This is a genomic window from Variovorax sp. OK212, assembly GCF_900112425.1.
GTDB lineage: Bacteria > Pseudomonadota > Gammaproteobacteria > Burkholderiales > Burkholderiaceae_C > Variovorax.
The window spans coordinates 668,434-693,283 of the sequence record NZ_FOLP01000003.1 but is presented as its reverse complement, the minus strand read 5'-3'; the positions used below and the strand labels follow the sequence as shown (position 1 = coordinate 693,283).

General features: G+C 70.6%; 22 protein-coding genes. 12 read left to right on the top strand and 10 right to left on the bottom strand.

The window, feature by feature from the left end; all coding sequences use genetic code 11:
- Positions 1-7 precede the first annotated feature (7 nt).
- From BM004_RS13600 to BM004_RS13560, 9 genes are all read right to left on the bottom strand, one after another.
- Positions 8-1,072, bottom strand: coding sequence for an ABC transporter permease (locus tag BM004_RS13600; RefSeq protein ID WP_177206506.1), 1,065 nt, complete (start codon positions 1,070-1,072; stop codon positions 8-10).
- Positions 1,072-2,667 carry an ABC transporter ATP-binding protein gene (locus tag BM004_RS13595; RefSeq protein ID WP_093213972.1) on the bottom strand — a complete coding sequence of 532 codons (1,596 nt, stop codon included), beginning with the start codon at positions 2,665-2,667 and terminating at the stop codon, positions 1,072-1,074. Before BM004_RS13595 ends, BM004_RS13600 begins: the two co-directional genes overlap by 1 nt.
- A complete protein-coding gene (locus tag BM004_RS13590) occupies positions 2,664-3,398 on the bottom strand; it encodes an alpha/beta fold hydrolase (RefSeq protein WP_093213970.1) in 735 nt (244 codons plus the stop codon). The genes BM004_RS13595 and BM004_RS13590 overlap by 4 nt, the downstream gene beginning before the upstream one ends.
- 77 nt (positions 3,399-3,475) lie before the next feature.
- Positions 3,476-4,459, bottom strand: coding sequence for a 5'-methylthioadenosine/S-adenosylhomocysteine nucleosidase (locus tag BM004_RS13585; protein ID WP_256219887.1), 984 nt, complete (start codon positions 4,457-4,459; stop codon positions 3,476-3,478).
- Positions 4,456-7,311, bottom strand: a complete 2,856-nt coding sequence (locus BM004_RS13580) for a polysaccharide deacetylase family protein (RefSeq protein ID WP_256219886.1) — start codon at positions 7,309-7,311, stop codon at positions 4,456-4,458. The genes BM004_RS13585 and BM004_RS13580 overlap by 4 nt, the downstream gene beginning before the upstream one ends.
- A gap of 21 nt (positions 7,312-7,332) precedes the next feature.
- The gene (locus BM004_RS13575) at positions 7,333-8,334 is read right to left on the bottom strand and encodes a BMP family protein (RefSeq protein WP_093121483.1); all 1,002 of its coding nucleotides are present in this window, start codon (positions 8,332-8,334) and stop codon (positions 7,333-7,335) included.
- A 179-nt stretch (positions 8,335-8,513) separates the two neighbouring features.
- Positions 8,514-9,143, bottom strand: coding sequence for a uracil phosphoribosyltransferase (gene upp, locus BM004_RS13570; protein WP_093121486.1), 630 nt, complete (start codon positions 9,141-9,143; stop codon positions 8,514-8,516).
- A gap of 40 nt (positions 9,144-9,183) precedes the next feature.
- Positions 9,184-10,590, bottom strand: a complete 1,407-nt coding sequence (locus BM004_RS13565; RefSeq protein ID WP_093121488.1) for a URC4/urg3 family protein — start codon at positions 10,588-10,590, stop codon at positions 9,184-9,186.
- Positions 10,587-12,038 (bottom strand): GTP cyclohydrolase II, encoded by a 1,452-nt coding sequence (locus BM004_RS13560; RefSeq protein WP_371269428.1) that lies wholly within the window; start codon positions 12,036-12,038, stop codon positions 10,587-10,589. Before BM004_RS13560 ends, BM004_RS13565 begins: the two co-directional genes overlap by 4 nt.
- 285 nt (positions 12,039-12,323) lie before the next feature.
- Here BM004_RS13560 and BM004_RS13555 point away from each other — a divergent pair, with 285 nt between their 5' ends.
- Both BM004_RS13555 and BM004_RS13550 read left to right on the top strand, forming a co-directional pair.
- Positions 12,324-12,914: a sigma-70 family RNA polymerase sigma factor gene (locus BM004_RS13555; RefSeq protein ID WP_177206500.1), complete on the top strand. Its 591-nt coding sequence runs from the start codon at positions 12,324-12,326 to the stop codon at positions 12,912-12,914.
- Positions 12,911-13,552, top strand: a complete 642-nt coding sequence (locus tag BM004_RS13550; protein ID WP_093121491.1) for an NrsF family protein — start codon at positions 12,911-12,913, stop codon at positions 13,550-13,552. The genes BM004_RS13555 and BM004_RS13550 overlap by 4 nt, the downstream gene beginning before the upstream one ends.
- Positions 13,553-13,580: 28 nt before the next feature.
- On the opposite strand, the gene BM004_RS13545 is transcribed toward BM004_RS13550, so the two are convergent.
- A complete protein-coding gene (locus tag BM004_RS13545) occupies positions 13,581-15,098 on the bottom strand; it encodes a helicase HerA-like domain-containing protein (protein ID WP_093213965.1) in 1,518 nt (505 codons plus the stop codon).
- Between the two features lie 100 nt (positions 15,099-15,198).
- On the opposite strand from BM004_RS13545, the gene BM004_RS13540 reads away from it, so the two are divergent.
- From BM004_RS13540 to fabG, 10 genes are read left to right on the top strand one after another with little or no spacing between them, the layout of a single operon-like run.
- Positions 15,199-15,510: a phosphopantetheine-binding protein gene (locus BM004_RS13540; RefSeq protein ID WP_093121496.1), complete on the top strand. Its 312-nt coding sequence runs from the start codon at positions 15,199-15,201 to the stop codon at positions 15,508-15,510.
- Between the two features lie 4 nt (positions 15,511-15,514).
- Positions 15,515-16,159, top strand: coding sequence for a COG4648 family protein (locus BM004_RS13535; protein WP_093121498.1), 645 nt, complete (start codon positions 15,515-15,517; stop codon positions 16,157-16,159).
- Positions 16,160-16,175: 16 nt separating this feature from the next.
- Positions 16,176-17,903, top strand: a complete 1,728-nt coding sequence (locus BM004_RS13530; protein ID WP_177206499.1) for an ApeI family dehydratase — start codon at positions 16,176-16,178, stop codon at positions 17,901-17,903.
- The gene (locus tag BM004_RS13525) at positions 17,903-18,925 is read left to right on the top strand and encodes an acyl-CoA synthetase (RefSeq protein WP_093213962.1); all 1,023 of its coding nucleotides are present in this window, start codon (positions 17,903-17,905) and stop codon (positions 18,923-18,925) included. The genes BM004_RS13530 and BM004_RS13525 overlap by 1 nt, the downstream gene beginning before the upstream one ends.
- Positions 18,915-19,565, top strand: coding sequence for a LolA-related protein (locus tag BM004_RS13520; RefSeq protein ID WP_177206498.1), 651 nt, complete (start codon positions 18,915-18,917; stop codon positions 19,563-19,565). Before BM004_RS13525 ends, BM004_RS13520 begins: the two co-directional genes overlap by 11 nt.
- Entirely contained in the window at positions 19,562-21,964 is a 2,403-nt protein-coding gene (locus tag BM004_RS13515) for an MMPL family transporter (RefSeq protein ID WP_093213957.1), read from the top strand. Before BM004_RS13520 ends, BM004_RS13515 begins: the two co-directional genes overlap by 4 nt.
- Positions 21,964-22,809: a polysaccharide deacetylase family protein gene (locus tag BM004_RS13510; protein WP_093213955.1), complete on the top strand. Its 846-nt coding sequence runs from the start codon at positions 21,964-21,966 to the stop codon at positions 22,807-22,809. Before BM004_RS13515 ends, BM004_RS13510 begins: the two co-directional genes overlap by 1 nt.
- Entirely contained in the window at positions 22,806-23,576 is a 771-nt protein-coding gene (locus BM004_RS13505) for a class I SAM-dependent methyltransferase (protein WP_093213952.1), read from the top strand. Before BM004_RS13510 ends, BM004_RS13505 begins: the two co-directional genes overlap by 4 nt.
- Positions 23,573-24,046, top strand: coding sequence for a hotdog family protein (locus BM004_RS13500; protein WP_093121513.1), 474 nt, complete (start codon positions 23,573-23,575; stop codon positions 24,044-24,046). The genes BM004_RS13505 and BM004_RS13500 overlap by 4 nt, the downstream gene beginning before the upstream one ends.
- Entirely contained in the window at positions 24,043-24,774 is a 732-nt protein-coding gene (gene fabG, locus BM004_RS13495) for a 3-oxoacyl-ACP reductase FabG (protein WP_093121516.1), read from the top strand. The genes BM004_RS13500 and fabG overlap by 4 nt, the downstream gene beginning before the upstream one ends.
- Positions 24,775-24,850: the final 76 nt, after the last annotated feature.

Below are 24,850 nucleotides of genomic sequence, written 5' to 3'. Positions count from 1 at the left end.
GCTCCTGTCATTTGTTCATCCTCACCCTGTATTGCGTCAGCAGCGTCGCCACCAGCACCGCGATCAGCGAGGCCGCGACGATCACGTCGGCGATGTACGTCGGCACGCCCACCGCGCGGCTCATGGTGTCGGCGCCGACCAGCACGCCGGCCACGAACACGCCGGCCGCGATCACGCCCAGCGGATGCAGCCCGGCCAGCATCGCGATGACGATGCCCGTGTAGCCGTAGCCCGGCGACATGTCGAGCGTGACGTAGCTGGTGCGGCCCGCCACCTCGATGGCGCCCGCCAGCCCGGCCAGCGCGCCCGACAGCAGCGCCACCATGGCCACGGTGCGCGTCACCGGCACGCCCGCGAAGGCCGCGGCGCGCGCGTTGGCGCCCACGGCGCGGATGTCGAAACCGAGCACCGTGTACTTGAAGACGGCCCACGCCATCACCGCGAGCGACACCGCCCACAGGAGCCCGGTGTGCACGCGCGTCTGCGCGATGAGCTTGCCCAGCTCCAGGTCGGACTGCAGCGACACGCTCTGCGGCCAGCCCATGGCGCTCGGGTCTTTCATCGGCCCGTCGAGCAGCGCCGACACGCCCAGCAGCACGATGAAGTTGAACAGCAGCGTGGTCACGACCTCGTCGACGCCGAGCTTGTTCTTCATGAGCGCGGGGCCCAGCAGCATCAGCGCGCCGGCCACCGCGGCGGCCAGCATCATCAGCGGGAACAGCAGCCAGGGCGACAGCTCGAAGCCCGTGCCGCCATGCATGCCGCCCACGGCGACGGCGGCCAGGGCGCCCGCGTAGAGCTGGCCTTCGGCGCCGATGTTGAACAGCCGCGCCTTGAAGGCGACGGTGGCGGCCAGCCCGGTGAGGATCAGCGGAATGGCGCGGGTCAGCGTTTCGCTCCACGCGAACACCGAGCCGAAGCCGCCCTGCAGCAGCAGCGCGTAGGTGCGGCCGACCGGCGCGCCGGCCCACATCACCAGCAGCGCGCTGACCGCCATGGTGAAGACGATGGCGCCGATGGGTGCCAGCACCAGCGCGGCGCGCGAGGTTTCGTGGCGTCGTTCGAGCCGCATCATGGGGCGGCCTTCCGGGGTTGAGACGCCGTGGCACCCGCCATGGCCAGGCCGATGGCTTCGCGGGTCCAGGCCGCGGCGGGGCGCGCTTCGCCGAGGTGGCCGCCGTGCATCACGGCCACGCGATCGCCGAGCGCGAGCACTTCGTCGAGGTCGTCGGAAATCACCAGCACCGCCGCGCCGGCGTCGCGCGCGGCAATGAGTTGCTGCTGCACATAGGCGACCGCGCCGATGTCCAGGCCCCAGGTCGGCTGGTGCGCGACGATGAGGCGCGGCGCGCGGTTCGGGTACTTCTTGTTGTCGTCGCCCCTGGGCTGTTCAGGCGGCTCGGGCGCCAGCAGGGCGCGTCCCAGGATCAGTTTCTGCATGTTCCCGCCGGAGAGCGAGCGGGCCGGCGCCATCAGGCCGGCGCCGCGCACGTCGAATGCCTTTTCGATGCGCCGCGCATGCAGGCGGGCGGCGGCGCGCTTCACGAAGAACGACCAGCGCGAGAACACCGGGCTGCGCAGCCGCTCGGACACCGCGTTCTCCCACACCGGCAGGTCGCCGACCACGCCGACCGCATGCCGGTCTTCCGGAATGCGCGCCACGCCGCGCTGCACCAGCCGGGCGGGCGAGGGCGGCAGCGGGCGGCCCATGAGCTGCGCAGAGCCCGCCGTGGCGCGGCGCGTGCCGCACAGCAGCTCGGCCAGCGCCACCTGCCCGTTGCCCGAGACGCCGGCGATGGCGGTGATCTCGCCCGCGCGCAGCGTCAGCGACACCTCGCGCAGCCGGTCCTGCCCGCCGTCCTTGCCGGGCGTGGTGCTCACATGGTCGAGCACGCAGACCGCGTCGCCCACCGATTTCGCCGGCCGCCGCTGCGGCGCCTCGACCGCATGCCCGACCATCCACAGCGCAAGCTGCGCCTGCGTGGTGTCGGCGGTGAGCGCCTCGGCCACCAGCTTGCCGCCGCGCAGCACGGCCACTCGGTGCGACACGCGCAGCACCTCGCCGAGCTTGTGGCTGATGAAGATCACCGACAGGCCCTGCGCCACCATCTGCGCGAGCGTGGCGAACAGCGCCTCGCTTTCCTGCGGCGTGAGCACCGCCGTGGGTTCGTCGAGGATCAGGATGCGCGCGCCGCGGTACAGCGCCTTGAGGATTTCCACGCGCTGGCGCTCGCCGACCGACAGGCTGCCGATCTTCGCGTCGGGCTGCACCGGCAGGCCGAAGCGCTGCGCCACTTCCAGCAGCCGTTCGCGCGCGGCGGCGCGGCGCGACACCGGGCGCCACAGCGGTTCGGTGCCCATCATCACGTTGTCGAGCACGCTGAGGTTGTCGGCCAGCGTGAAGTGCTGGTGCACCATGCCCACGCCGGCCGCCAGCGCGGCCTTGGGGTTGCCCGCGGGCAGCGGCGCGCCGAAGACCTCGATGCGGCCTTCGTCGGCGACGTAGTGGCCGAACAGGATCGACATCAGCGTCGACTTGCCGGCGCCGTTTTCGCCCAGCAGCGCGAGCACTTCGCCGGCCTGCAGGTCGAGGGAGATGGCGTCGTTGGCCACCAGGCTGCCGAAGCGCTTGGTGATGCCCGCGAGCCGGAGCACGGTGGAGTTCATGTCGAAGCGGGCACGGGTTCCCCGAGCTCGCGGCAAAAGTTTTCGATGGCCCGCGCGGTGGCGTCGGGCGCCGCCTGCAGCAGGCCGTGCGGGCCTTCCAGGCGCACCACGCGCAGGTCGGCCAGCACGCGCTGGATGACACGCGCCGCCTGCGCGGGCACCACGCGGTCCTGCATGGCCTGCAGGTACATCGAGGGTACGCGCACCTGGGCGAGCTTGTCGACCACGTTCACGCGCTGCACTTCCTTCATGCGGTGCGTCATGACGGCGCCCGACACCTTGCGCATGGACGCCTGCAGCAGCGCGGCCAGCCGCGGCGTGGCGAAGCGGCCCAGCAGAATGCGGCGCACCGGCCCGGCCATCTGCGGCGCGTGCAGCAGCGTCATCAGCAGGTCGATCAGCCCACCGCGCATCAGCGCCAGCCCGGGGCTGGGCGGCCGCGCGAAGCTGCAGCACAGGATGAGCCCGCGCAGGCCCGGCGGCGGCGAGGCCGCGATGGAGATGGCCAGCGGCCCCGAGAACGACTCGCCCAGCAGCACGAAGGGCTCGCCCTCGGGCAACCGCGCGAGGTGCGCGCGCACCAGTGGCTCGAGCTCGCTGTAGCCCAGCCGCTCGGTGCCGGAGTAGCGCACCACGTCCACCGGCGCGTGCGCGCCCATGGCTTCGCGCAGGGGTTCGAACAGATCGCCCGTGCCGTCCATGCCCGGGAGCAGGACGAGGCGCACGGGCATGGCTTGGCGGGCGTGGCGGGCGTGGCGGATGTCGCCAGTGTCGCGGGTGTCGCGGGTACCGGGGACGTGGGCCGCCGTCACTTCCAAGCGGCGAGGAAGGCCAGCATGACCTTGGCCGAGTTGTCCGCCGCGATGCTCATGAAGGTGCCCATCTCGTTCTCGCCGTCGCCGCCGCCCGCGAGGTCGCTGAGCGAGCGGAAGGCGATGTAGGGCACGCCGTTGCTGTAGGCGACCATGCCCACGGCGGCGGTTTCCATGTCGAGCACGTTGGCCTGGAAGGTCTTGTAGGTGTATTCGCGGTAGGCCTTGTTGTCCATGAAGGCCTGGCCCGAGACGCCGTTGCCGCCCACCACCAGCTGCGGCTTGCGCGGCAGGCACTTGCCGGCGCCGCAATTGGCCAGCTCGACGTTGCGGATGCCGCGCGCCACCTCGAGCATCCTCGGGTCGGCCTCGAACCAGAACTTGCGCGCGATCTCGGGCTTCGCGGCCGAGCGCACCTCGACCGGCCGCGGGAACATCATGCCGAAGTTGGGCAGCGTGGCGTCGGTGATGAAGGGCGGCGCGGTGAACTTGCCCGGCGCGGTTTCGCGCGCCATCAGCACCTCGAGGTACTGGCCCCACTGCGCCGGCACCGTCACGTCGCCCACGTGCAGCTGCGGGTTCACGCCGCCCGCGATGCCGCTGAACACGATGTTCGTGACGCGGAAGCGGTTGAGCACCAGCTGCGTGTTCATGGTCGCGTTGGTCATGCTGATGCCCGAGAGGAACAGCACCACGGGCTTGCCTTCGAGCGTGCCGGTGGTGAACTCCACGCCGTTCACGCTGTGCTTGGCCGGGCCTTGCAGGCGCGTGAGCAGCAGTTTCAGCTCGGGCTCGAAGGCCGACATCACCGCGATGCGCGGCGTGTCGTCCAGCCGCGTGCTGCTGTTGATGCTGGCGCCGCCGGGCCGGTAGACGCCGGCGCAGCCCGCGAGCGCGGTGAGCGCAAGACCCAGAGCGGCGGCAAGGAACGGGCGGCGCAGGCGCGCGAGCGGGTGCGCCAGCAGGAGCGATGTCGTCATGAGTTGGTGGTCGGTAGTGGAGGGCGGTGCGCGGCGTCGGGCGTGGCGATCCAGGCTTGCAGCGCCGCGATGCGCGGGTGCTTCGGCGCCAGGCCGACGAAGGTGGTGTACGCGGCCAGCGCCTTGGCGTCGTTGCCGGCCTGCAGGTAGGCGTCGCCCAGGTTCAGGTAGGCCAGCGCGCGGCTGCCGTCCATCTCGATCGCCTGTTCGAACCAGCGTGCGGCCTCGACCGGCTTGCCGCGCTTGAAGTACACGAAGCCGAGGTTGTTGGCCGCCAGCGCAAAGCGCGGCTGCAGCTTCAGGGCCTCGGTGAACGCGGCCTCGGCCTCGTCGTAGCGGCGCTCGCGGTACAGCTGCAGGCCGCGGTCGTTGGCGCGCTGGGCGGCCACGCGCGGCGACAGCGGCGCGGCGGCCGGCATGGTGAGCTTGGCGTCGGCGCCGTCGAGGTTCTTCACGACCACCTCGATGGCGGGCGCGGCGGCAGCGGATGCGCCTGCTGCACCGGCCTTGGGCGCCGCGGCCGTGTGCACCGCCTGCTCGTTGGCCTCGTCGATGCGCTTGTTGACCTGGCTGGCCGCGGCGTCGAGCTGCAGGCTGTCGCCGCTCAGGCCTTCGCGCTCGGCGGGCAGCTCGAACACGAACTCGCCGCCCTCGGAGCCCGGCAGGCTGCCGAAGGCCGGCGTCTGCCGCGCGATGGCCGAGACCGCGGGCGACACATAGGCCGCGAGCTCGGTGCCGGTGATGACGCCGTCGCCGTTCAGGTCGGCCTTGCCCGACAACGCCTGCAGCATCGTCCAGGTGAAGACCGAATGGCCGCCGGGGCCGTCGTCGGCCACCTGCTGGTCGGCCCCGCCGGCGGTGATCATCTGGCGGCCGATGCGGCGCGCGTTGTCACTCAGGAAGTTCTTGCTGCTGCGCGGCCCGCCGCCGCGCGTGAGGCCCAGGCCCGAGTAGCAGGCATCGATCATGAAGAGCACGTGCTTGGCCGACAGCGCCTCGGCCACTTCCTGCAGCTGGGGCATGGAGATGGCGTCGGCGGCCAGGTCGTCGGACGTGGCGTCGACCGGCACGATGTAGCCCACGTCGCGCCCGCTCGCGAGCTTGCGGGTGCTGCCGTGGCCGGCGAAGAACACCAGCACGCGGTCGTCGCGCTTCACGCGCTTGGGGTCGGTGAGCTTGTCGTTGAGCACCCGCAGGATGTTGGCGCGCGTGGCCTGGGCGTCGTACAGCGCGGTGACGTTCTCGGGCTTGAAGCCCAGGCGCGTGACGAGCTGCTGCTCCATCGCCTTGGCGTCGGTCACCGCGTGGTGCAGGCCGGGCCATTGGGCGTACTTGTCGATGCCGATCACCAGCGCGTGGCTCTCGCGGTAGAGCGTGTCGCCGGCGGTGGCGGCCACGCCGTCGTCGGGCGCCGGGCGCTTGGCCGCGTTGACGACGAACTTGCCGTCGCGCCAGGTGGCGAAGCGGTAGCCGTCGGCCACCAGCTGGTCGAGCACCGTGGGCAGGGCCTGCACGGTGCGGCCCTGGATGTCGTGGAACAGGATCACGCCGCGCTTGGCCTTGTCGACCTCGGCCAGCACGCGGTCGGCGATCGACTTGGGCACGGGGTCGGCCCAGTCCATGGAGTCGACGGTCCACAGCATGGAGCGCAGCTTGAGCGCCTCGACCGTGGTCAGCTTGGCCTCGTTGCGCGCGCCGTAGGGAAAGCGGAACAGCGTCGACTGCGGCCGGCCCGTGGCGTCGAGCAGGGCCTCGGTCTCGGTGGCTTCGTTGCGCACCGCGTCGTCGGTCATCTTGGCCATCATGCCGTGGCTGAAGCTGTGGTTCGCCAGCGTGTGGCCGGCGGCCAGCACGCGCTTGGCGACCGCGCCGTTGGCGCCGAGCTGGGCCTTGCCCTGCGCGTCGAGCTTGCCCAGGTTCTGGCCGAGCTCGAAGAAGATGCCGGGCGCGTCATAGCGCTTCAGGATCTCGAGGATCTCGTCGGTGTGCTTCGCGTGCGGCCCGTCGTCGAAGGTCAGCACCACGGTCTTGGGCGGCAGCGAGGTGCCGAAGATCTCGCGCGTGTCGGCGCCTTCCTTCTCCTTGGCTTCCTTGCCGCCGCCGGCGGACTGGGGCGCCAGCGTGTAGGGAACGATGGTGCCGAAGTCTTTCAGGATCTGTTCGCGCGAGTACAGGGCCTGCAGCTTGGCCACGTAGTCGGCCCATTTCTCGCGCTTGGGCTCGATGCCGCGCTGCGCGAAGCGGCCGAACACGTCTTTCAGCTCGCGGTCGTAGGCCTGCTCGATCTCGGCGAGCACGGCCAGGTCTTCGCTCGCGCGGCGGCCCAGCTTGAGGCCGGGCAGCGACTGCGCCTGGCTGTAGCGCGTGCTCAGCTCGCCCAGGAATTCCTTGAACGCCAGCCGGTCGGCGTCGAACCAGCTCGGCTCGCTTTCGATGCGGTCCAGCAGCGCGTTCAGCGCCGGCACGGTGGCCGGGTCGGTCATCTCGCCGGCCTGGGCGATCAGCGCGCGCTGGCGCTCCTGCATGTCGTGGAACAGCATCTGCCCGACCGCACCGATGGCGCGCTTGCCGGCCGCGTCGAGCGTGCGCTCGCCGGTCATCAGCACGATCATCTGGCGGTGCGCGGCGAGCAGGGCGTCTGCGCGTTCCTGCAGGGCGGCGGGAATGCCGACCGGGGCCGCGGCCGCGGGAGGCGCGGCGGCCGAAGAAGCCGGGGCTGCCGGTGGCGCGGCCGCCGGCACAGGCGCTGCCGCTGTCGCGCTCTGCGGCTCACGCTGGCACGCGGCCAGTCCCATGGTCAACGCCGCAACGGCCACGGCAAGGCCTGCGATCTGCCATCGCGCACGTTTCATGGGCATCGGGGGCTCGGCTTTTTACTTGGCGGTGGATTTGGGCTGGCCGTCGTCCACCTTCACGGTGAACTTGCCGGCCAGGATGTCGGCCTGCCTGGCCTTCACCTTGGCAACGATGTCCGCGGGCACCTTCTTCTCGAAGGTGCCCAGCGGCGCCAGCTCGGAGCCCTTGTGCTTCATCTGCGCGTACACGCCGTAGTCTTCGGCCGCGAACTTGCCTTCCTTCACCAGCTTGATCGCACGGTCGGCCGCGGGCTCGAAGTTCCACAGCGCGGAGGCGACCACCGTGTCGGGGTACTGGCTCTGCGTGTCGATCACGTTGCCGATGGCGAGCTTGCCCTTTTCCTTGGCCGCGTCGGACACGCCGAAGCGCTCGGCGTACATCACGTCCGCGCCCTTGTCGATCATCGCGAAGGCCGCTTCCTTGGCCTTCGGCGGGTCGAACCAGCTGTTGATGAAGCTCACGCTGAACTCCACCTTCGGATTCGTTTCCTTGGCGCCGGCCATGAAGGCGTTCATCAGGCGGTTGACTTCGGGAATCGGGAAGCCGCCGACCATGCCGATGCGGTTGCTCTTGGTCATGCCGCCGGCCACCATGCCGCTCAGGTACGCCGGTTCCTGGATGTAGTTGTCGAACACGCTGAAATTGGGCGCCTGCGGCTTGAGCGACGAGCCCATCAGGAACGCGACCTTGGGAAAGTCCTTGGCCACCTTGCGCGCCGCGGCTTCCACCCCGAACACCTCGCCCAGGATCAGCTGGTTGCCCGCCGTGGCGTACTCACGCATCACGCGTTCGTAGTCGGCGTTGCTGACGTTCTCGGTGGCCTTGTATTCGATCTCGCCGCGCGCCTCGGCCGCTTTCAGCGCCTTGTGGATGCGGCCCACCCATTGCTGCTCGAACGGCACGGTGTACACCGCCGCCACCTTCAGCTTGGCCTGCGCCAGCGCGAGGCCGGGGGCGCCGGCCGCAAGCGCGGCGGCAACGGCCACGGAACGAATGATCAATTGACGGCGTGCTGTCACGGTGCTTCTCCTCGGTTTATTCAAAAGATACGCGCTGCAATCCCCATGCCCGCTTGCCAGGCTCCCGGACGGACCCCTTCCAGAAACACCGAGGAACCGGCTCTGCCGGGCCTCAGGTGTTGCCCCCAGTAAGGGGGAAGGAGAAGCGACACGAAGTGCGCGGAGCCTGGGTGCGAGCGTTACTTGGTGCCGAAGATGCGGTCGCCCGCGTCGCCCAGGCCCGGCAGGATGTAGCCGTGGCTGTCGAGTTCGCGGTCGATCGCGGCCGTGTAGATCGGCACGTCGGGGTGCGCGGTCTGCATGGTCTTCACGCCTTCGGGGCAGGTCAGCAGGCAGACGAACTTGATCGACTTGGGGTTGAGCTCCTTCAGGCGCTCGACCGCGGCCACGGCCGAGTTGCCGGTGGCCAGCATGGGGTCGACCACGATCACGTCGCGGCTGTCCATTTCGCCGGGCATCTTGAAGTAGTACTCCACGGCCGTCAGCGTCTTGGGGTCGCGGTACAGGCCGATGTGGCCGACGCGCGCGCCGGGCACCACGGTCAGCATGCCGTCCAGGATGCCCGTGCCGGCGCGAAGAATGGACACCAGCACCAGCTTCTTGCCGTCGATGACCTTGGCCTGCATGGTTTCCAGCGGGGTCTCGACCTCGATGTCCTGCATCGGCATGTCGCGCGTGACCTCGTAGGCCATCAGCATGCTGATTTCGTTGAGGAGCCGGCGAAAGCTGTTGGTGGACGCGTCCTTGCGGCGCATCAGCGTGAGCTTGTGCTGGACGAGGGGGTGGCTGACGAGGTGGACGTTGCTCATTGGAATTGTGCGTGTGGCGTTGCTGGGATAACCCGAGAGTCTAAAAGACGGTGCCGTCGCTCTCGATCAACAGAGGCGGCGCCCCGTCGCGCAGGCGCTGCGCCAGCGCCCGGCCGGCCGCCCAGGTGCCGCCCTCGAGCACGCAGGCCAGCGGCAATTCTTCCTCGGTGCGGTCGAGCACCTTGCGCACGCGCGGCGCCACCTCGTCGAGCAGCGCCACCGTGAGCGCGCGCCATTCGACGATGAACTCGTCGCCCACCTTCCAGCGGCGGGCCAGAAAAGCCGGGTCTTTTGGCACGATCACGCCGCTGTCGATCAGCAGGCCGCCGTTGCGGTACTCGGGCAAGGCGGTGAGCGCGTCGAGGTGGCGCACCTTCACGCCGGCCCATTCGAAGGGTTCGAGCAGCGAGTAGGTCAGCCACTGCGACAGCTTGTGGAACGGCATCCACCCGTTGGTGAGCCCGGGGCCGCGCACCGCGCTGTGGCGCCAGCAGTCGCCCAGCGCCAGCGCGGGGTCACCCGAGCCGATGCCGCCCGCGCTGTCGCTGCCGTCCGCCGCGATGCTGTCCACGGCATTGGCCGCCGGCCAGATGCGCGAGAGCGTTTCCAGCAGCAGCGACAGGATCTGGTGCGCCGTGATTTCCGCGGTCGGTGGCGCGGCCGGGCCGTAGGGGCCGACCAGCGCGTCGAACAGCTTGCCGGGGCGCCCGTCGTCGCCGAAGGTCTCGGGCTGCTCGTTCATGGCCTCGCCCAGGCGCCGCAGCAGCGTGGCGCGGCCCGCCAGGCCGACCAGCGGGTTCACCTCGCTGACCTGGAAGGCGTCGCCGAGCCGGTCGGCCACCAGGCCGCGCAGGCCGGCCGCGTCGACCTGGTAGGGGTTGTCGGGGTTGGAGGAGAAGAGGCCGGCGCAGAAGGCGTGGTAGCTCGCCACGCCCAGGCCTTCGGAGCGCGTGAAGCGTTCGCCGGTGGCCGACTCGGTGTAGTGCCAGTCGGGGCCGGCGCCGGCGTCGAGCAGCACGCTGACCAGCACCAGGTCGATGTGGGCGCGGGCGCGCTGGCGCGCGTCGCGTTCGCCGAGCAGGGTGTTGAGTTCTTCGAGGCGGTTGACGCCGCCGGCCTCGAAGTGGCGCCAGCGGCTGTGGTACGGAATGGTGTCCCACGGATAGCGCTCGCGCGTGACCTCGGCGACGTTGCGCGCGGCGTCTTCCAGCGCGCTGTCGTCGCCGATGCGAAACCACTGCGATTCGCCGTTGCGCGCGCGTGCCAGCAAGGCCGCGGCGCGTTGGCGGACGGCGGTGGTGGTGCGCAGCAGGCTGGCCGCGCCGGCGGCATGGCCGGCGTCCACGGTGAATTCGATCGACGGATCGACCTTGCCCGCGCCGCCGGGCGGCAGGCTGCCGGAACCGTCGACGGGCATATGGGGGTCGGTGTTGTGGCTGGTGGTCATTCGGTGAGTCCGCGGCCCTTGGCCTTCTTGAGTTCGTCGGCGTCCGGCACCGGGCCGGGTGTGAAGTAGCCGGCGGCCATCTTCGCGTCCATCTCGACGCGGGCGTCCGCCGGAATCAGTTCGTCGGGAATGTTCACGCGCTCGCCGATCTCGATGCCCGAGCCGGTGATCGCGTCGAACTTCAGGTTGCTCATCGACACGAGCCGATGGATCTTCTGGATGCCGAGCCAGTGGAAGACGTCGGGCATCAGCTCCTGGAAGCGCATGTCCTGCACGCCGGCCACGCACTCGGTGCGCGCGAAATACTGGTCGGCCGTGTCGCCGCCCACCTGGCGCTTGCGTGCGTTGTAGACCAGGAATTTGGTCACCTCGCCGAGCGCGCGGCCTTCCTTGCGCGAGTAAGCGATGAGGCCCACGCCGCCGCGCTGCGCGCCCTGGATGCACTCCTCGATGGCGTGCGTGAGGTAGGGCCGGCAGGTGCAGATGTCGGAGCCGAACACGTCGGAGCCGTTGCACTCGTCGTGGATGCGCGCGGTGAGCTCCACCGTGGGGTTGGCCAGGTCGCGCGGGTTGCCGAAGATGTAGAGCGTCTGCCCGCCGATGGGCGGCAGAAACACCTCGAGGTCGGAGCGCGTGACCAGCTCGGGGTACATGCCACCGGTTTCCTCGAACAGGGTGCGGCGCAGGTCGGTCTCGGAGCAGCCGAAGCGGCGCGCCACCTCGGGCAGGTACCACACGGGCTCGATGGCCGCCTTGGTCACCATGGCGGCGCCGCCGGCGGTGAGGAAATGGCCGTCGGCCTTGAGGCGGCCGCTTTGCAGCGCCTCGATCACCTCGGGCAGGATCACGTGGGCCTTGGTGATCGCGATGGTCGGGCGAATGTCATAGCCGGCCGCCAGTTCGGTGGAGAACACGTCGGCCACCAGCGCGCCCCACGGGTCGAGCGACACGATGCGCCCGGGCTCGCTCCACTGCGGGTAGGGGCCGATCACGTCGGTGGGCGCGGTGTTGGTGAGGTCGGCCTTGTGCTCGCGCTTGAGCGCGCCCGCCGCCACGGCCAGCGCGCGGTAGACGCTGTACGAGCCGCTGTGCGTGCCGATCACGTTGCGGTGCGCCCGCTTGGTGGTGGTGCCGACCACGGGGCCGCGCTCGGCGGCGGTGGCGGCGCCCCAGTGGATCGGCAGGGCGCCGAAGCCGCCGGCGTGCGAGGTCAGGCGGATGTGGCCGGTCGACGAGGAGGCGTGCAGCGGCGGGGTCGCCAGCGGGGAGGTGGCCAGGGGCGAGGTAGCCAGCGGCGATACGGGGAAGGGGGGCGTGAGGCCGGCCGGCGTGGTTTGCTCCGCCAGCGGCAAGGATGACAAGGGCGACGGAGCGGACGAAGCGGATGAGGCGGTCGAAGCAGCCGAGGAGGGGGAGGAAGAAGGGATCGTTGTGCTGTCGGCAGACATTGGTGGCCCTCAAAAAATGCAATGTACCGACCGCCCGCGCGGCTTGCAAGCCGCGCGGGGACGGACAACGCCGCGTCCGGGGCGCGGCCGATGGCTCGGCGAACAACGTCCAGGCCGCGATTCGTGCCACCTCCGGCGCCGGGCGGGTCCGCCGGACATGGCCGCTCCTTCCATGGAATTTCAGTGCGGGCGTGGGGTCGTGGCGAGCCGGGCCGAGCGGGTGCGGTGGCTCGCGGCACAATCCTGCACGACTATTTTTCGACGAGGCTGTAACCGGCCGACCGGATGGCACGAAACACCATAGGCAGCAGGACGAATTCGAGCGACGTGGAAGCGGCGCTGCGCAGCCTGTTCCTTCGCGGCCTCGACGGCGACGCGAAGGCGTACCGCGAATTCCTGCAGCAACTGAGCGCGCATCTGCGCGCCTTTCTGGGCAAGCGCCTGTTTGGCTGGCCCGATGAAGTGGAAGACCTCGTCCAGGAATGCCTGCTCGCCATGCACAACCAGCGCCACACCTACCAGAGCGACCAGCCGTTGACGGCCTGGGTGCACGCGATTGCGCGCTACAAGATGATCGACCTGCTGCGCGCCAAGTCGGTCCGCGACGACCTGCATGACCCGCTGGACGACGACCTGGCCGTGTTCGCCGCGTCGGCCGAGGAGGCCAGCGACGCCAGGCGCGATCTCGGCGGGCTGCTCGAGTCGCTGCCCGAGCGCCAGCGCCTGCCGATCGTGCACGTGAAGATCGAGGGGCTGTCGGTGGCCGAGACGGCGAGCCTCACGGGCATGTCGGAGTCGGCCGTGAAGGTGGGCATCCACCGCGGGCTGAAGTCGCTGGCCGCCCGCTTCGGCAACCGCTGGGGAGAAGCCGCATGAAGACCGACGAGCTCATCGCGATGCTCGCCACCGGCGACGTGGCCGCGCCGCGCCGCGCCGCGAGCCGGCGCCTGCGCATGGCGCTGCTGGCCGGCGTGCCGGTGTCGCTGCTGATCCTGTTCGCCGAATACGGCATGCGGCGCGACATCGTGCAGGCCATGTTCTGGCCGATGTTCTGGGTCAAGGTGCTGTTTCCGCTGTGCATTGCCGCGGCGGGCTACGTGGCGGTGCAGCGGCTTGCGCGCCCGGGCGTCGAGGCCCGCCATGCCTGGATGGGCGCGGCGTTGCCGGTGCTCGGCATCTGGGTGCTCGCGGCGATCGCGTGGTTCACCGTGCCGATGGCCGAGCGCATGCCGTCGCTGATGGGGCAGTCGTGGCGCATCTGCGCGGCCAGCATCGGGCTGATGGCGCTGCCGGTGCTCGCGGCCACGCTGGTGGCGCTCAAGGGGCTGGCGCCCACGCGGCCCGCATTGGCGGGCGCCGCGGCCGGTGCGCTGGCCGGCGGGGTGGGGGCTTCTGTCTATGCGCTGCACTGCATGGAGCTCACCGCGCCGTTTCTTGCGGTCTGGTACGTGAGCGGCATCGCGGTGCCGGTGCTGGCCGGCGCGGTGCTGGGGCCGCGGCTGCTGCGCTGGTAGGCAGCCCCGGCTTCCAGCTTCTAGCTGGTCAGCGCTTCTTGCTGCCGAAGATCCCGCCCAGCACGCCGCGCAGGATCTCCTTGCCCACCGAGGTGCCCATGGTGCGCACCGCCGACTTGGCCATGGTCTGCACCAGACCGTCGTGCTTGGCGCCGCGTGGGCCGGTGGTGCCGAACAGCATGTCGTTGAGCATGCCGCCCATGCCGGAGCCCGAAGCCTCCGCAGCGGGCTTGCCGCCAGGCAGCGTGGCGGGCGGCGCGTCGGGCGCGCTGTCGGCGCGGCCCTTGAGCTTTTCGTAGGCCGATTCGCGGTCGACCGTCTTTTCGTACACGCCCGCAACCAGCGACCCGGCAATCAGCGCCTTGCGCTGGTCGGGCGTGATCGGGCCGAGCTGGCTGGCCGGCGGCAGCACGAACGCGCGCTCGGTCACGCTCGGGCGGCCCTTGTCGTCCAGCAAGCTCACCAGCGCCTCGCCCACGGCAAGCTCGGTGATGGCGGTCTCGATGTCCAGCCCCGGCTTCTGCCGCATGGTGCTGGCGGCCGCCTTCACGGCCTTCTGGTCGCGCGGCGTGAAGGCGCGCAGCGCGTGCTGCACGCGGTTGCCGAGCTGGGCCAGCACGGAATCGGGAATGTCCAGCGGGTTCTGGGTGACGAAATACACGCCCACGCCCTTGGAGCGCACCAGGCGCACCACGAGCTCGATGCGCTCCACCAGCGCCTTGGGCGCCTCGTTGAAGAGCAGGTGGGCCTCGTCGAAGAAGAAGGCCAGCTTGGGCTGGTCGGGGTCACCGACTTCGGGCAACTGCTCGAACAGCTCCGACAGCATCCACAGCAGGAAGGTGGCGTACAGCCGCGGCGAGTTCATGAGCTTGTCGGCCGCCAGGATGTTGATGACACCCTTGCCGCCCTCGGTCTGCATGAAGTCGGCGATGTTGAGCATCGGCTCGCCGAAGAACTTGTCGCCGCCCTGGGTCTCGATCTGCAGCAGGCCGCGCTGGATGGCGCCCACGCTGGCGGCGCTGATGTTGCCGTACTGCGTGGTGAACTGGCTCGCGTTCTCGCCCACGTACTGCAGCATGGCGCGCAGGTCTTTCAGGTCGAGCAGCAGCAGGCCGTTGTCGTCGGCGATCTTGAACACCAGGTTCAGCACGCCGGCCTGGGTTTCGTTCACGTCGACCATGCGGCCCAGCAGCAGCGGGCCCATGTCGGACACCGTGGCGCGCACCGGGTGGCCCTGGTCGCCGAACACGTCCCACAGCGTGACGGGGCAGGCCGCGGGCTCGGGCGGCTCGATGCCGCGTTCCTTCAGCGTGGCGGCCAGCTTGCCGCCGATGGCACCCTTCTGGCTGATGCCGGTCAGGTCGCCCTTGACGTCGGCCATGAACACCGGCACACCGATGCCCGAGAGCTTCTCTGCGATGGTCTGGAGGGTGACTGTCTTGCCGGTGCCGGTGGCCCCGGTGATCAGGCCGTGGCGGTTGGCCAGGCCGGGAAGCAGGGCGCACTCGATGGCGTCATGCCGTGCGATCGGAAGTGGGTCGGCCATGGGGGGCTCCGGGTCGTAGCGAAAGGGGCAGTCTAATCAAGCGGCACTCCTATAATCCACGGCCGCACGGTAGTTCAGGAAAAAGTTTCAGGAGGTTTTTTTGTCATCGACTGCTCAGCCCCCCATTCCCGCCTCTGGCGACGCATCCGAACAGTCGCCGATTGAAAAAGAGCTGGCCGTGTTGCTCGTGAACGCGCTCAATCTTGAAGTCGCGCCCGAAGACATCGTGCCGACCGACCCGCTCTACGGCGAAGGCCTGGGACTCGACTCGATCGACATCCTCGAAGTGGCGCTCGAAGTGTCGCGCCGCTACGGCTTCCAGCTGCGCTCGGACGACGAGCGCAACCAGCAGATCTTCCAGTCGCTGCGCACGCTCGCGACCCACGTCGCCCAGCATCGCGCCGCTACCTGATCCCATGTCTCGATGGCGAATAGCACTCCTGCTGGTGGTAGGGGTGGCTTATGCCGGCCTCTCTCACTGGATGACGGTGTTCCACCCCACGGCGCCCTGGGCGGTGGTGGTGTTGCTCGGCCCGCTCTGGCTGGCCGCCATGGGATTTGCCGCGAGCTGGTTCGGCCGATGGGGCTTTGCCGCCGCGGCCGCGCTGGGCGTGGGCGGCTTCGCGCTCGTCTTCCTCGGTGAGGCCGGCGACCCGAACCGCCTGTACGTGATGCAGCACGTGGCGATCAATACCGCGCTGTGCGGTTGGTTCGGCTCCACGCTGCGCGGCCACGGCCTGCCGCTGATCACCCAGTTCGCGCAGCGCGTGCACCCGCTCAAGGGACACATGCTGGCCTACACCACGCAACTGACGCGCATCTGGACCGCGTTCTTCGCGCTGGTGGTGGTGGCGTCGATCGCCCTCTATTTCACCCGGCCGTTTTCCGACTGGTCGCTGTTCTCGAACGTGCTGTGCCCCGTGATGGTGGCGCTGCTGTTCGTGGGCGAGCACCTGGTGCGGTACCGGCTGCATCCCGAATTCGAACGCACGCGGCTGGTCGATGCCGTGCGCGCGTTCTACGGCACATCGTCGGTGGATTCCAGCGCCGGTGGCCGATGACACAGGCGTGGCCCGCGTGACGACAGATACCTCGACCTCGGAACCGGCCGGCTTCCTGGCATTGCTTGCCGAGCGCGACCCCGATGCCCCCCTGGCCTGGCGCGCGGGCGTGCCCGTGAGCACGCGGCAGTACCTGGCCGACGTGGCGCGCTTCGCGCCCACGCTGCCGGCGCAGGGGCCGGCCGTGAACCTGTGCGTCGACCGCTACGCCTTCGCCGTGAGCCTGGGCGCCGCGCTGGTGCGCGGCCATGCCAGCCTGCTGCCGCCCGACGCGCGGCCCGACACGCTGGCGCGCCTGGTCGAATCGGGCGGGCCGAACCTCTTCGCGCTGACTGACGATGCGAAGCTGCAGACCCCTGGCATGCAGCGCGTGCTGATCGAAGACCGCTCCAGCCTCGAAGGCGATGCCGGCGCCGCGGTGCCGCGCATCGACGGCGCCATGCACGCCGCCAGCCTGCTGACCTCGGGTTCGACCGGCGTGCCGCAGCCGCATGCCAAGACCTGGCGCACGCTGGTCGGCGACGTCGCGGTGGCGGTGAAGCGCCTGTGCCGCGTGCTCGAGCGGCCCACGCTCGAAGGCCTGACGCTGGTGGCGACCGTGCCGGTGCAGCACAGCTACGGCCTCGAGTCGTCGGCGCTGCTGGCCATGCTCGGCGGTGCCGCGTTCGAAAGCGGCCGGCCGTTCTTTCCGGCCGACGTGGCGCAGACGCTGGCCTCGGTGCCGCGCCCGCGCGCGCTGGTGACCACGCCGTTCCACCTGAAGACGCTGCTGCTGTCGGGCATCGCGCTGCCGCCGGTCGACCTCATCCTGTCGGCCACCGCGCCGCTGTCGCCGCAGCTCGCGCAACAGGCCGAGCAGGCCATGGGCGCCGTGCTGCTGGAGATCTACGGCAGCACCGAGTCGGGGCAGGTGGCCACCCGCCGCACCACCGACAGCGAGATCTGGGAAACCTTCGGCGAGATCAGCGTGCACGCCGAGCCCTCGGCCGACGGCGGCCCCGAGCGCTTCATCTTCCAGGGCGACTTCATGCCCGAGCCCACGCCCATGGCCGACGTGCTCGAGCTGCTCGACGAGCGCCGCTTCCGCCTGTTCGGCCGCGCCAACGACCTGATCCACGTGGCCGGGCGGCGCAGTTCGCTGGCGCACCTGAACTTTCATCTGAACAGCATTGCCGGCGTGGACGACGGCGCCTTCTGGCTGCCCGACGAGGTGGCTGACGGCGTGGTGCGGCCGGTGGCCTTTGTGGTCGCGCCGACGCTGAGCGCGGGCCAGATCATCGCGGCCTTGCGCCAGCGGCTGGAGCCGGTGTTCGTGCCGCGCCGCGTGGTGCAGGTCAAGGCGTTCCCGCGCGAAGGCACGGGCAAGCTCACCGTGCGGGCGCTGCGCGAGTTCGCGCTGGCGCAGCTCGCCGAGGACGACACGCCGGTGCAGATGGCGCACACCGTGCCCGCCGACCATCCCGTGTTTGCCGGGCATTTCCCGGGGCAGCCGCTGCTGCCGGGCGCGCTGGTGCTGGCCGAGGTGATGGAAGCCATTCGCCGCGTGCCGGCGCTCACCGCGCGCCTGGGCGCCAACCCGACGCTCGCCGCCGCCAAGTTCCTGGCGCCCGTGCGGCCCGGCAGCACCCTGTCGATCGAGCTGCAGCCGGAAGCCGGCGCCGCGCGCGGCGTGCGTTTCGACGTGCGCTGCGACGGCGTGGTGGCCGTCACCGGCCGCTGGACGGCCGTGCAAGATTCGGCGTGATGAAGCACACGCACGTCGAGGCGCACGCCGTGAAAGAGGCGGCCCACACGAGCCAGGCGTCTCACCCGACCCCCAAAGGGGAGAGCGGCGACTGGGCCCGTGCGCCCGAGCGCAGCAACATGCTCGCGCTGCGCTTCATCGTGTTCATGGCGCTGTTCTTCGGGCGCCACGTCACGCGGCTGCTGCTGCCGCCGATCGCGCTGTACTTTCTCCTGTTCGCGCCGGCGCAGCGCCGCCACATCAAGCGCTACCTGTTCCGTGCCATCGGCCCGCGCGCGGGCTGGTTCGACGGTTTCCGCCTGCTGCACGCCTTTGCCTCGACCGTGCTGGACCGCGTGTACTTCCTGCGCGGGCGCATGGACCTGTTCGAGGTGAAGATCGAAGGCAACGAGCCGGTCGACGCCGAGCTGGCGAGCGGGCGGGGTGCCTTCCTGCTCGGCGCGCACGTCGGCAGCTTCGAGGCGCTGGGCGCCTGCAAGCAGCAGACGCACCAGCGCGACATGCGCCTGGCGATGCTCATGTACCCGGACAACGCGCAGCGCATCACCGGCATCCTCAACGCCATTGCGGTGCCCGAACTGCGCCCGCACGTGATCGCGCTGGGCCGCCCGCACTCGATGCTCGACCTGCGCGACTGGCTCGACGGCGGCGGCATGGGCGGCATGCTGGCCGACCGAACGCTGCCGGGCAGCGAGGAGCAGCCCGCCCAGCAGCGCGGCAACAACATCGTGCTGCCGTTCCTCGGGCAGCCCGCCGTCTTCAACGACGGCCCGTTTCGCCTCGCGTCGCTGCTGCGCCGCAAGGTCTTCTTCATGGCGGGGCTTTACGGCGGAGGCGGGCGCTACGATGTCCGGTTCGACCCGCTGGCCGACTTCCGCGAGCGTGCCGCCAGCCCCGAGGAGCGCGAAGCGCGCATCCGCGCGGCGGTGGAAGCCTACGTGGCGCGCCTGGAGGCGCTGTGCCGCGCGTACCCCTACAACTGGTTCAACTTTCATGATTTCTGGCTCGAAGATGCGGCTTGACTCGCTTGGCAAGGCATTCGTGCTGGCGCTGGCCCTGACGCTGGGCGCGGCACCGGCCTGGGCGGCCTTCGATTTGCCCGAGCTGATGAGCCTGCTGGCCAAGCAGAAGAGCGGCGAGGCCCGCTTCACCGAACAACGCTTCGTGCACGGCCTCGAAGGCCCGCTCGACGCCAGCGGCACGCTGAGCTTCGACGCGCCCGACAAGCTGGTGCGCCGCACGCTGTCGCCGCGCATCGAGACCATGGCGGTCGAGGGCAACACGCTCACGCTGTCGCGCGGCGGCCGCAACCGCACGCTGGCACTCGACAGCATGCCCGAGCTGCTGGGCCTGGTCGAAGCCATGCGCGGCACGCTCACCGGTGACGGCGCCACGTTGCAGCGCTACTTCAAGAGCACGGTGACGGGCTCGCCGGCCAAGTGGACGCTCGACCTCGTGCCGCTGGACAGCCGGCTGGCCGCGCAGGTGCGCAGCATGCGCATCAGCGGCCGCGCGAGCGACGTGCTCGCGCTCGAGATGGAGTTCGTCGGCGGCGACCGCTCGTCGATGAACATCACGCCGGGCGCCGCACCGGCCGCAACGGCGCCGGCCGCACCGGCGGCCACGGCTCCGTCCGGCCCCCCCGGACGCACCACGCCGTGACGGCGCCGCAGACCGACGGCCCGCCGAGCTGGTCGCGCCGGGCGGTCGTGCTGCTGGCATGGCTGCTGGTGCTGCTGTGCGGCGCGGTGATCATCGCCCGCACGCAGATCGGCGCCGACCTCTCGGCCTTCCTGCCCAAGAGCCCCGACGTTCGCCAGCGCGTGCTCATCGAGCAGCTGCAAAGCGGCGTGGCCTCGCGCACGCTCATGCTGGGCATCGAGGGCGGCAGCACCGAGCAACGCGCGGCCGTGTCGCGCGCGGTGGCCAAGGACATGCGCGAGAGCAAGCTGTTCGACCTGGTCCAGAACGGCGACGTCAGCGACTGGAGCGACGCGGGCACCTGGGTGTTCCAGCACCGCTACCAGCTGTCGCCCGGCGTCACGCCCGGCCAGTTCAGCACCGAAGGCCTGCGCGACGCGATCAACGAAACCCTGTCGATGCTGGGCACCCCGGCCGGCAACGTCGTCAAGCCGTTCCTCGACCGCGACCCGACCGGCGAGACGCAGCGCATCGCCATGGAGCTGATGCCCGCGAGCGCACCGCGCAGCGAAGACGGCGTGTGGATGTCGCGCAGCGCGCCGCGCGCGCTGATGATCGCCACCACGCGCGCCGCCGGCGGCGACCTCGACGCGCAGGCCGTGGCCATCGCCCGGGTGCATGCCGCCTACGAGGCCGCCGCGCGCGACATGGGCGCCGATGCCCCCAAGCTGCTGCTCAGCGGCCCGCCGGTGTTCTCGGTGATGAGCCGCGACAAGATCAAGACCGAAGCCATGCACCTCGCGGTGGTGGGCGGCATCGTGATGGGCTGCCTGCTGCTGCTGGCCTTCGCCTCGCCGCGCGCGCTGGTCATCGCCTTCCTGCCGGTGGCCACGGGCGTGGTGATCGGCACGGCGAGCGTGAGCGTGGTGTTCGGTTCGGTGCACGGGCTCACGCTGGGCTTCGGCAGCACGCTGATCGGCGAGACGGTGGACTACGCCATCTATTACCTGATCCAGGCACGAGGCGCCGCCGTGGCCGGCACCGGCTGGCGCCGCTGGCGCGACCTGAACTGGCCCACCGTGCGGCTGGGCCTGCTGACTTCGGTGTGCGGCTTCGCGGCGCTGGTGTTCTCGGGCTTCCCGGGGCTGGCGCAGCTGGGCGTGTTCTCCATTGCCGGCCTGGTCTCGGCGGCGCTTGCCACCCGCTACGTGCTGCCGATGCTGGCACCCGACGGCGCCACCGGCATGGGCATGCGCAAGTACATGGCGCAGATGGCCGGTGCGCTGGTGCGCGGCCTGCCCAGCCTGCGCTGGCCGCTGGCCGCGCTCGGCGTGGCCGCGCTGGCGCTGGTGCTGTGGCAGGGCGGCCACCTGTGGCGCGCCGACCTTGGCGCGATGAGCCCGGTGCCCAAGGCCGCGCAACAGCTCGACGAAACGCTGCGCAACGACATCGGCGCCAGCGACGGCGGCGTGCTGGTCGTGGCCTACGGCAACGACGAACAGGCCGCGCTGCGCAACACCGAGGCCGCCGCGGCCCGGCTCGACGCGCTGGTGGACAAGGGCGAACTCGTCGGCTACGAAGCCGTCACCCGCGTGCTGCCGAGCATGCAGACGCAGGCGGCGCGCATCGCCAGCCTGCCGAATGCCGACACGCTGCGCGCCAACCTCGGCGAGGCCACCAAGGGCCTGCCGCTGCCGGCCTCGCGCCTCGGCCCCTTCCTGGACGACGTGGAAGCGGCGCGCAAGCTCGCGCCCGTGCAGCGCGCCGACCTGGCCGACGGGCCGCTGGGCTCGGTGCTCAACACGCTGATGTACCAGCGCCCCGGCGGCGGCTGGGGCACGCTGCTGGTGCTGCACCCGGGAGCCAAGTTCGACCAGGGCCGCCTCGAAGCCGCGCTGGCCGGCCTGCCCGAAGTGCAGGTGGTCGATGTCGGCCGCGAGCTCGCGGGGCTGTACCAGCGTTACCTGCACGAGGCCTTCGTGCAGGTGCTGCTCGGCGCGCTGGCCGTGGTGGTGCTGCTGGGCATCTACCTGCGCTCGTGGCGCCGGCTGGTGGCCGTGTGCCAGCCGCTGCTGTTCGCGGTGGTGCTCACGCTGGGCGGCATGGCGGTGCTGCAGGCGGCCCTGGGCATCCTGCACCTGGTGGGGCTGCTGCTGATCGTGGCGGTGGGCTCCAACTACGCGCTGTTCTTCGACCAGCTGCGCACCACGGGGCGTGCCGACGAAGACACGCTGGCGTCGCTGATGCTGGCCAACCTGACGACCGTGGTGTCGTTCGGGCTGATCGCGATCTCGGACATTCCGGCGCTGTCGTCCATCGGCCGCGTGGTGGCGCCGGGCGCCTTGCTGGCGCTGCTGCTGTCGGCGGCTTTTGCGCGGCGCGTGACGCCGCCGCAGGCCTCGCCGGCACCGCGTGCCTGATGGGAAAATCCGCTTCCATGTCCACCGCATCCGCTTCGACCCGCACCGAATCCTGGCCCTGGCCGACGGCCATCCGCGCCAGCGCGGCGTGGCACGTCGCGGCCATCGGCGCGGGCGTGCTGGTGCCGGGCGCATGGCCCTGGGCCGTGGGCGCCATCGTGTTGAACCACGCGCTGATCACCGGCGCCGGCCTGACGCCGCGCAGCAACCTGCTGGGGCCGAACGTCACGCGGCTGCCCGAGGCGGCGGCGGCGCGGCGCGAAGTGGCGATCACCATCGACGACGGGCCGGAGCCCGAGGTCACGCCGCGCGTGCTCGACCTGCTCGACGCGCACGGCCAGCGCGCCACCTTCTTCTGCATTGCCGAGCGCGTGCTGGCGCACCCCGAGCTGGCGCGCGAGATCGTCGCGCGCGGCCACAGCATCCAGAACCACACGGCGCAGCACCGGCACAATTTTTCCTTTCTCGGACCACGCGGTTTCGCGGCCGAGATCGCGCGCGCACAGGACATCCTGAGCGACGTCACCGGCCAGCGTCCCACCTGTTTCCGCGCGCCGGCCGGCCTGCGCAACCCCTTTCTCGAACCCGTGCTGCACCGCCTCGGCCTTTCGCTCGTGAGCTGGACGCGGCGCGGCTTCGACACGCGCGAAGGCGACGCCGCCAAGGTGATGGCGCGCCTGAGCCGCGACCTGCAGGCCCGCGACATCCTGTTGCTGCACGACGGCAACGCCGCGCGCACGGCCGAAGGACAACCCGTTTTGCTGGAGGTATTGCCCTTGTTGCTCGAACGCCTGCGCGCCGATGGACTGCGCGCTGTCACATTGCCCGAGGGCCTGAAAGCATGAGCGCCGTGATGTCGCCGTCGTCTTCGACGGACACCGCCTGGCGCGAGCTGCACGAGGCCGCGACCGTTCCCTACAAGAAAGGCGGCAGCTTCGCCTGGCACTTCGCGCGCGGCAAGCTGGGACGCGACCCGGTGTTTCGCGGGCTGCTCGAACGCGGGCTGATCGGTGCGCAGCATCGGCGCGTGGTCGACATCGGCTGCGGGCAGGGCCTGTTCGCGAGCCTGCTGGCGTCGATGAGCGTCATGCAGAAGCAGGGCCGCTGGCCGGCGTCATGGGCCGCCACGCCGGAGCGCGCCGACTACACCGGCATCGAGCTGATGCCCAAGGACGTGGCGCGCGCCGAAGCCTCCATCGGCCATCTGCTGCCCGCGCCCCGGCTTCTCTGCGCCGACATGTGCTCGGCGAACCTGCCCGACTGCGACCTCGTCGTGATCCTCGACGTGCTGCACTACGTGGACCTCGAGGCGCAGGAAGGCGTGCTCGTGCGGGTGCGCGACGCGCTGCGCCGCGGCGGCAACCCGCAGGCGCGGTTGCTGCTGCGCGTGGGCGATGCGTCGAGCCGCCGCGGTTTTGCGATCAGCCAGTGGGTCGACCGCACGGTTACGCGCATCCGCGGCCACAAGGTTTCGCCGACCTGGGGCCGCCCGCTGGCCGAATGGAACGCGCTGCTGCAGCGCCTGGGATTCCGCGTGCAGAGCATGCCGATGAGCGAAGGCACGCCCTTTGCCAACGTGCTGCTGGTGGCCGACCTGGACCCCGCCGCATGACCGCGCCGCAGACGCTCGACCGCGACGGCATTGCCCGGCGCATTCCGCACAGCGGCAGCATGTGCCTGCTGGAGCGGCTCGAAAGCTGGGACGCCGACGCCATCCATTGCAGCACCACCACGCACGCGCAGGCCGACAACCCGCTGCGCACCGAAAGCGGCCTGCTCGCGCCCAACGCCGTGGAGTACGCGGCGCAGGCGATGGCGCTGCACGGCGGGCTGCTGGCCGCGGAGGGCAGCACGCCCTCGGCCGGTTTTTTGGCGAGCGCGCGCAACGTCAAGCTGGCGGTGGCGCGGCTGGACGACGTGCCCGGCGCGCTGCAGGTGCGCGCCCAGCGCCTGTCGGGCGACGACCGCCAGATTCTTTATGCGTTCACGGTGACGGCCGACGACAGCCGCGTGCTGGCCGAGGGCCGCGCCGTGGTCGTCCTCAACACGCCGCTGGCCACAGAAAGCACCCCATCGCCATGAGTCTCGAAGGAAAACGCGCACTGATCACCGGCGCGAGCGGCGCGCTCGGCGCGGCCATGGCGCAACGCCTGGCGCGCGATGGCGCCACGGTGCTGCTGCACGCGAATTCGCGGCCCGAGGCCGTCGAGCAACTGGCCGCGTCGATCGCGGCGGCGGGCGGCAAGGCGGAATGCCATGTGTTCGACCTGTGCAGCGACGAGGCCTGCGCGGCCGCCACCGCGCGCATCCTGGAAGCCGGGCCGGTGCAGATCCTGGTCAACAACGCGGGTGTGCACGACGACGCCGTGCTGCCCGGCATGCGCGCCGCGCAATGGCACAAGGTGATCGACGTGTCGCTCAACGGCTTCTTCCGCGTCACGCAGCCGTTGCTGCTGCCGATGATGCGCACGCGTTGGGGCCGCATCCTGAACATCTCGTCCGTGGCCGCGATCGCGGGCAACAAGGGGCAGGTGAACTATGCCGCGGCCAAGGGCGCGCTGAACAGCGCGACCAAGGCGCTGTCGCTCGAAGTGGCGTCGCGCGGCGTCACGGTGAATGCGATCGCGCCCGGGATCATCGCGTCGCCGATGGCGGACGCCGTGTTCGACCCGGCGGTCATCAACCAGATGGTGCCGGTGAAGCGCGCCGGTACGCCGCAGGAAGTGGCCGCGCTGGCCGCGTTCCTGGCGAGCGACGAGGCGGCCTACATCACGGGGCAGGTCATCTCGATCAACGGCGGGATGATTTGAGTTGCTCCCTCTCCCGCCGGGAGAGGTAGAGGGCGGGGGTGAGGGTAAGGGCCGGCGGCGTCAATGCTGCGCCGGG